The sequence below is a fragment of the Burkholderia latens genome (genome assembly GCF_902499045.1).
Classification (GTDB): Bacteria; Pseudomonadota; Gammaproteobacteria; order Burkholderiales; family Burkholderiaceae; genus Burkholderia; species Burkholderia latens.
The window spans coordinates 1-7304 of the sequence record NZ_CABVPL010000092.1; the positions used below are offsets into that span (position 1 = coordinate 1).

The following is a 7304-nucleotide window of genomic DNA, read 5'->3' on the forward strand; positions in this document are numbered from 1 at the left end:
GTTGCGCACCCTTGCACTGCGCGGCTCGGGCGACGCGCAGGCGGCGCTCGGCATCGCGCTCGTCGATGCGCACGAGCCAGGGCTGCGCGACGAGGGCCGCGGCTGGCTCGAAACCGCCGCGCAGGCCGACGCGGCCGCCGACGCGCCGGCGGCACGGCGCGCGCAGCTCGCGCTCGGCAAGGCGCTGCTGCTCGGCAGCGGCGACATCCCGAAGGACTACGCACGCGCCCGCGCGCTGCTCGGTGCCGCTGCCGCACACGGCGATCCGGCCGCCGCGTACTACCTCGGGCTGATCTATCGCAGCGGCTACGGCGTCGCGGCCGATCCGGCGCAGGCCGCGCACTGGTTCGCGCTCGCATCGCGCGCCGGCATCCCGGCCGCGGACTTCATGCTCGCGAACGCGTACCGCGACGGCAGCGGCGTGCCGCGCGACGAAGCGCGCGCGCTCGCACTGTACCGCCGCGCGGCGGAACACGAGCTGCCGGAAGCCGTGCAGACGCTCGCGATGGCGTATCGCAACGGCGAGCTGGGGGTCAAGCCCGATGCGGACGAATTCCGTGCGCAGTGGATCGAGACCGCGCATGCGTTGAAGCATCCGGTGGTCGCACCGTAAGCGCCCCGTCAGCGCGGTCGCGACGCGGCGAGCCGAGTAGCGAGTCGATCGAGCGCCGCGCTCCGGTAGAACTCGATGCACTTCATTGTCGTGAAATCGACGTGCACCGAGCCGTCATAATCGCGCCGCAGGTATGCGTCGGCGGCCCGCTCGAGCGCTTCGTAGGCGTCGACGGGTTGTCGACCGGCCTCCAGATAGGCGCTCGCGGTCGCAGCCGCGTCGTCGCGGGCGGGCCCCGCCGGATAACCGCGCGCGAGACAGCGACTGAATGCCCAGTCCTTCGGCAACACACGCTGCGCGGCCGTGTCGCGACCATCCTTGGCCATCGCCGCACCCACCGCAAGCCACGCGCTGCACAACAGCATGGCCATCCGCTTCATTGCAACACCCACAGCGAACCTGCCTCGGGAATAAACCGACCCTTCTCCGGATCGGCCATCACGTAGCACGTGTCCGGGCATCGCGCGCCGTCCCAAAGGGTGACGTGCCCCCGTGCATTGCGCCAGCCACTGCCCTTGACCACGATGATGTCCTTCATGCCGGCGAAATCATCCGGACGTGGCGACTTCACGATCTTGTCGGGGCGGCCGAATACCCGCTCCAGATACGCCATCATGTCATTGACGCGAAACAAGCAGGCGTTGCCGTCCGCACCGCTGACCGTCGCGTAGCCCATCCCTTTTGCGATCGGCGATCCAGTCAGATTCAGCACATAGCTCATCCTGATCGGACATGCGTTCTCGAAAATGCGCGCATCGATGTTCTGTTGCACCTTGCCGCCGATTTACCTGCCGACCATTTCGGCAGGCACGTTGATGTGCGCGAATGCCGACCACGCGGCTTTGAACGAGGGTCGAGCCATGGCGATTGTCTCCTGATCCAGTGAAGAGAGGCGGTTCGATTTCGACGCATCAGTCCGACGAAATGAAAATGAAAGGTGATGCTGGCATCAGGCGGCCGCATGCAGCTCGTCTCCCGAGCACCGCCTCCTCCCCCTGTCGCTACAATAGGCGCCATGAACGCCCCCACCTCCTCCGACACGCCCGATTCCGGCGACGCGCACATCGCGCGCGGCCGGCTCGAGGCGCACCTGGACGCCGCGCCGCGCGCGTGGCCGCTCGACATCGTCGCCGCCACCGGCTCGACCAACGCCGACGTCGCCGCGCGTCTCAAGGCGCTGCCGCGCACCGTGAACGCACTGCCCGCGCCGCTCGTGCGCGTAGCGTTCGAGCAAACGGCCGGCCGTGGCCGGCAAGGCCGCCCGTGGTTCGCGCAGCCCGGCAACGCGCTGCTGTGCTCGGTCGGCTGCATCGTGCCGCGCCCCGTCGACGCACTCGGCGGCCTGAGCATCGCGATCGGCGTCGCGCTCGCGGAAGGGCTCGCCGCGCTGCCGCTCGATGCCCGCACGCGCGTCGCGCTCAAATGGCCGAACGACCTGCTGCTGACGGCCGCCGACGACGGCGCGACGCGCATCGTCGGCAAACTCGCCGGGATCCTGATCGAAACCGTATGGACGACCGCCGACGCAACCGCCGTCGTGATCGGCTTCGGCATCAACGTGCGCGGCGCGGAAGCGGTCGCCGCGCAGGTCGACGCACTCCGTACACGCGAAGCGGCGCTCGCGAGCGGGCTGCCGCCGGCCGCGCTGTCGACCGCGTGCGCGTCGGCCAATCTCACCGACACGCTCGCCGCGGCGCTGAACGCGCTCACGCCCGCACTCGCACAGTTCGGCACCGACGGACTCGCGCCGTTCCTGCCGCGCTGGCACGCGCTGCATGCGTACGCGGGGCGCGAGGTCGTGCTGCTGGAACAAGGCGTCGAACGCGTGCGCGGCATCGCGACGGGCATCGATGCGACCGGCCAGCTGCTGCTGGACACGCCGGACGGTGTGCAGGCGATCGCGGCCGGCGACGTGTCGCTGCGCGAAGCGCGATGAACGAATCGCATCTTTTGATCGACGCCGGCAACAGCCGGATCAAATGGGCGCTCGCCGACGCGCAACGCACGCTGACCGACACCGGCACGTTCGGCCACACACGAGACGGCGGCGCCGATCCCGACTGGTCGACGCTGCCGCGCCCGCGCGATGCATGGATCTCGAACGTCGCCGGTCCCGACGTGGCCGCGCGGCTCGACGCGCTGCTCGACGCGCGCTGGCCGGGGCTGCCGCGCACGACGATCCGCTCGCGGCCCGCGCAATGCGGCGTGACGAACGGCTATACGACGCCCGAACAGCTCGGCAGCGATCGCTGGGCCGGGCTGATCGGCGCACATGCGGCGTTTCCGGACGAGCACCTGCTGATCGCGACGTTCGGCACGGCGACGACGCTCGAAGCGCTGCGTGCGGACGGCCGTTTCACGGGCGGGCTGATCGCGCCGGGCTGGGCGCTGATGATGCGCGCGCTCGGCACGCATACCGCGCAATTGCCGACGCTGACCACCGACATCGCGAGCGGCCTGCTCGCGGGCGCGCACGCCGAGCCGTTCCAGGTCGATACGCCGCGCTCGCTGTCGGCCGGCTGCCTGTACGCGCAGGCGGGGCTGATCGAACGCGCGTGGCGCGATCTCGCCGACGCGTGGCAGGCGCCGGTGCGGCTCGTGCTCGCGGGCGGTGCGGCGGACGACGTCGCACGCGTGCTGACGCTGCCGCATACGCGGCACGATGCGCTGATCCTGTCCGGACTTGCGCTGATCGCGTCGGAAGCGGCGGCGCAGGATTGACGAAAAACCGGCCGGCATCGCGCCGGCCGTGTCGACGCAAGCCGGCTGCGGGCTTGGTCACGGTGACGAGGGAGCACTGCGATGCCGACGCTGCGTGCACCGATGCAGACAGCCGGCCGCATGCACGGCCGAGACGCTCCGGACGGGCCCCGGCTGCGACGGCCACGCGGCCGGCCCGACCGAACGGCTGAACGGGGTTGAACGACTGAACGACTGAACAACGACGAGGAGTTTCGACGATGCTGCGCTGGCTGATCGCTGTTCTCTTTCTCGCGAACCTGCTCGCATTCGCGGCCGTGCGCGGCGTGTTCGGCCCGGTGCCGGCCGCCGGCCCGCGCGAGCCGGGCGTGCTGTCCCGGCAGGTGCAGCCGGCCGCGCTGCATGCGATGCCGCTCATGCAGGCGACCGACCAGCCCGTGATCGGCGCGCCGATCGCCGCACCGGGCGTCACGGCCGAGCCGCTGCCGGCCTCCGCGCCCTGACCGCGCGGCGCGCGTATCAGGTATCAGATATCAGGACTGTTGCGCGCGCACCTTCTTCAGCAGCGCGGTGGTCGAGCGATCGTGCTCGAACGGAATCGCGAGCGCACGGCCGCCCCAGCCGCGCACGATCGCCGACTCCGGCAGCGCGTCCATGTCGTAGTCGCCGCCCTTCACGAGGATGTCCGGACGGACGGCCTCGATCAGCGACACCGGCGTCTTTTCCTCGAACTTCACGACCCAGTCCACGCTTTCCAGCGCCGCGAGCAGCGCCATCCGGTCTTCCTCGCGATTGATCGGGCGGTCGTCGCCCTTGCCAAGCATGCGCACCGACGCGTCGCTGTTGACGCCGACGATCAGGCACGCGCCGAGCGCCTTCGCATCGGCGAGATACGTGACGTGACCACGGTGCAGGATGTCGAACACGCCGTTCGTGAACACGACGGGCGAAGGCAGCGACGCGCGCAGGGCAACCAGGGCGTCGCGGGTGATCAGCTTGCGTTCAAAGGTAGCGGGCATGATGAATGTCGGATGGCATGAGCGGCGCGCGGTGCGCGTCGCGACGGAGTCTGGCGGCGCCAGATAAAAAGCCCGCCGGACAACGGGCGGGCTTCATGCTTCGGCTGCACCGCGGCGATCGCGACCGGCATCATGTCACGCCGGCTGCGCCGCCGCGCGGCGTCAGGCCGGTTGCGCGGCCGACGACGGACCGCTTTCGGACTGCAGGCGGCTCGTGACTTCCTTGCGATAGCGGTTCAGTTCCTGCGCGGTCGCGAACGTGCGCTCGAACAGGATCGACAGGTTGTGCAGGATTCGTTCGACCACCTTCTTTTCCCATTCGCCGTCGAAGCGGATCTGCTCGTCGAGCCAGCGCTCGAGCCATTCCGGATCGGGCAGGCGGGACTGCACGGTGTCGCGCGGGAACAGCGCCTGATTCACGTGCAGGTTCGTCGGGTGCAGCGGCTTCTCGGTGCGGCGCGCCGATGCCATCAGCACGCCGATCTTCGCGAACGCCGCACGCGCGACGTCGCCGCAATTGTTCAGCGCCTTCTTCATGTAGCGCAGGTACGCGCCGCCATGGCGCGCTTCATCGCGCGAGATCGTCTCGTAGATGTGCCTGATGACCGGCTCGGTGTGCCAGTCGGCCGCGCAGCGATACCAGTGATTCAGGCGGATCTCGCCGCAGAAGTGCAGCATCAGCGTCTCGAGCGGCGGCGCCGGATCGAATTCGAAGCGCACCGCGTGCAGCTCTTCTTCGGTCGGCACCATTTCCGGCCGGAAGCGGCGCAGGTATTCCATCAGCACGAGCGAATGCTTCTGCTCCTCGAAGAACCATACGCTCATGAACGCGGAAAAATCGCTGTCGTGCTGGTTGTCGCGCAGGAACATTTCCGTCGCGGGCAGCGCCGACCATTCGGTGATCGCGTTCATCTTGATCGTCTTCGCCTGCTCGTCGGTGAGCAGCGAAGCGTCGAACTTGTCCCACGGAATGTCCTTCTCCATGTCCCAGCGGACAGCTTCGAGCGACCTGTAAAGTTCCGGATAAAGCATGGTGTTCATGATGGTCCCACCCCTGTTCTGCGCAATGCGACTTCTCTAAACGTGACTGTTGCCGCGTGGGCGCGCGAGCGCGCTTTTTCGCAGCCAAGACTCTAATTTTACGCGGGAATCCGCCCCCCGGACGCAGATTCCGCGTCCGGCAGCCGGGCGGCCGCGCCGCCGCCGTGTAGCACGCCGCAGCCCCGCTCCGCCGAACGGAACCGACCGCGCGTGCCTGATGTGGGGGCCGGCGCAAGCCGGCTCGGTGGCGAGCCCGCCCGGCGCCACGCGGCTTCCTGAAAGGATTCACGCGCGACCGCCTGCCCGGCGGACTGCTCGATATGGTGTATACGGCGGCGGCCATGATAGCACGCGCGCATGACGGTTCCGAGACGCCCGCCCGGTCGCGCGCCGCCAACGACGGTGCGGCGATCGGTCGCGGCATGCGTCGCGAAAATGCAACCGGAATGTAATCTTGCGCGCGTGTCGGGGCTGGACGGCGTGCGTGTCAGACCCGCATTTCCCCGGCCGCGCAACCACCTTCCGGCGATGTGCCGGCAGCCGGCGCGCTGCCGCCGTCGGCACGCGCGATCCAGTCGGCGAGGGTGTCGCGCTGCGCGCGCCCGTCGCGGTAGCCGAGCTCGATCAGCTCGCGCGTGAACGCTTCCTCGAACAGCAGGTAGCTCGCGAACGACGCGCCGGCCGGCTGGCTGCCGCCGATCGCGCCGAGCAGCCCGCGCATCGTCGCCGGCATCTGCTTCAGGTGCTTCGCGGCGATCAGCTCGATCCGCTCGGACGGCGCGATCGCGAGCACGTCCACGTGCCGCCAGCCGCTGTCCACTTCGACCTGATGCGGCAGGTGCTCGATCATCCGGTTGATGTGCTCGATACGCTCGATGTCCGAGCCGATCGAGTCGAGAAACACGCTCGCGAGCACCTGCTGGCCGATCTGCGCGAGCGTCGGATAGCCGCGCACGCGCCCCGAGCCGTTCGCGGCCGGAATCTCGGGCCGCGGATCGGCCGCGCCGATCACGACGATGCGGTCCGCGCCGAAGTGGATCGCCGGCGACAGCGGCGCGACCTGCCGGATCGACCCGTCGCCGAAATACTCGATCTGCCCGTCGAGCACCAGCGGCACCGCGGGGAACACGAAGGGAATGGCCGACGACGCGAGCAGATGCGACGCCGACAGATCGACGAGCCGCGCGGTGCGCTGCGCGCGCCGCCATGCCTGGATCGGCTCGGCCGCCTGGTAGAAGGTCAGGTGCCGGCCGCTCGAATAGCTGAGCGCCGTCACCGACAGCGCATGCAGCAGCCGGGCTTCGAGCATCTGCTCGATCCGATGAAAGCTCAGCTCGCGCTGCAGCAGGTGCGCAAGCGGCGCGTTGTCGAGCAGCCCGCGCGGCGAACGGCGCGCCGCCCAGCCGAAGGTCATCGTCGCGAGCCACCGCGCGCCGGCCGCCGCGATGCCGAGCCAGTCGGTGCGATACACGTAGTCGGCGCGCAGCGGCTCCCAGAATTCGAGCAGGCGGCGCACGCCGTGCGAGAAATCGTCGGCGTGGCTCGCGATCGATGTCGCATTGATCGCGCCGGCCGACGATCCGCACACGACCGTGAACGGCACCGTATGCCGGTGCGGATCGGCTTCGCGGGAGATCTCGGCCAGCGCCTTCAGCACGCCGACCTGGTACGCGGCGCGTGCGCCGCCCCCCATCAGAACGAGCGCGAGCCGCATGATCGACCTGCTATCCGGTTCGCGTCACGTCGAGCGCTTCGGCGGACGCGTTTCCGGCGACGAGGCGGCGGCTGCACGCGCGGCGGCCGAGCCGGCCGGCTTCGCACGCTTCGCGGCCGGCTTGCGGGGCGCAGCGGCGGCCGGTGCGGGCGCGTGTTCGCGAGCAGCCGATGCGGGTTGCTCGGGCGACGCATCGGCCGGCGCCGCGGGCTGCGCG

At 69.7% G+C, this 7304-nt stretch carries 9 protein-coding genes and 1 pseudogene; 4 read left to right on the top strand and 6 right to left on the bottom strand.

All coding sequences use genetic code 11. From position 1 onward, the window contains the following. A partial coding sequence (locus tag BSE24067_RS31900; protein WP_174904993.1) for a tetratricopeptide repeat protein occupies positions 1 to 613 on the top strand: 613 nt, incomplete at its 5' end. An 8-nt stretch (positions 614 to 621) separates the two neighbouring features. On the opposite strand, the gene BSE24067_RS31905 is transcribed toward BSE24067_RS31900, so the two are convergent. Both BSE24067_RS31905 and BSE24067_RS31910 read right to left on the bottom strand, forming a co-directional pair. Further along, positions 622 to 978, bottom strand: a complete 357-nt coding sequence (locus BSE24067_RS31905) for a T6SS amidase immunity protein Tai4 family protein (protein WP_170297562.1) — start codon at positions 976 to 978, stop codon at positions 622 to 624. A gap of 11 nt (positions 979 to 989) precedes the next feature. Next, entirely contained in the window at positions 990 to 1385 is a 396-nt protein-coding gene (locus BSE24067_RS31910; protein ID WP_208455047.1) for a type VI secretion system amidase effector protein Tae4, read from the bottom strand. Positions 1386 to 1628: 243 nt separating this feature from the next. Here BSE24067_RS31910 and BSE24067_RS31915 point away from each other — a divergent pair, with 243 nt between their 5' ends. From BSE24067_RS31915 to BSE24067_RS31925, 3 genes are all read left to right on the top strand, one after another. Next, a complete protein-coding gene (locus BSE24067_RS31915; RefSeq protein WP_151068635.1) occupies positions 1629 to 2549 on the top strand; it encodes a biotin--[acetyl-CoA-carboxylase] ligase in 921 nt (306 codons plus the stop codon). Beyond that, positions 2546 to 3334, top strand: a complete 789-nt coding sequence (locus BSE24067_RS31920; RefSeq protein ID WP_151068636.1) for a type III pantothenate kinase — start codon at positions 2546 to 2548, stop codon at positions 3332 to 3334. Before BSE24067_RS31915 ends, BSE24067_RS31920 begins: the two co-directional genes overlap by 4 nt. Before the next feature lie 239 nt (positions 3335 to 3573). Beyond that, the gene (locus BSE24067_RS31925; RefSeq protein ID WP_151068637.1) at positions 3574 to 3816 is read left to right on the top strand and encodes a hypothetical protein; all 243 of its coding nucleotides are present in this window, start codon (positions 3574 to 3576) and stop codon (positions 3814 to 3816) included. Between the two features lie 30 nt (positions 3817 to 3846). Here the strand turns inward: BSE24067_RS31925 and rfaE2 are convergent, their stop codons facing one another. The 4 genes and pseudogenes from rfaE2 to BSE24067_RS31945 form a co-directional block, all read right to left on the bottom strand. After that, positions 3847 to 4332 (bottom strand): D-glycero-beta-D-manno-heptose 1-phosphate adenylyltransferase, encoded by a 486-nt coding sequence (gene rfaE2, locus BSE24067_RS31930; RefSeq protein WP_151068638.1) that lies wholly within the window; start codon positions 4330 to 4332, stop codon positions 3847 to 3849. 162 nt (positions 4333 to 4494) lie between these two features. Further along, positions 4495 to 5373, bottom strand: coding sequence for a ferritin family protein (locus BSE24067_RS31935; protein ID WP_151068639.1), 879 nt, complete (start codon positions 5371 to 5373; stop codon positions 4495 to 4497). Positions 5374 to 5860: 487 nt separating this feature from the next. Beyond that, the gene (locus BSE24067_RS31940) at positions 5861 to 7087 is read right to left on the bottom strand and encodes a patatin-like phospholipase family protein (RefSeq protein WP_151068640.1); all 1227 of its coding nucleotides are present in this window, start codon (positions 7085 to 7087) and stop codon (positions 5861 to 5863) included. A 24-nt stretch (positions 7088 to 7111) separates the two neighbouring features. Next, positions 7112 to 7304 (bottom strand): annotated as a pseudogene (locus BSE24067_RS31945) (PhaM family polyhydroxyalkanoate granule multifunctional regulatory protein); the annotation flags it as partial.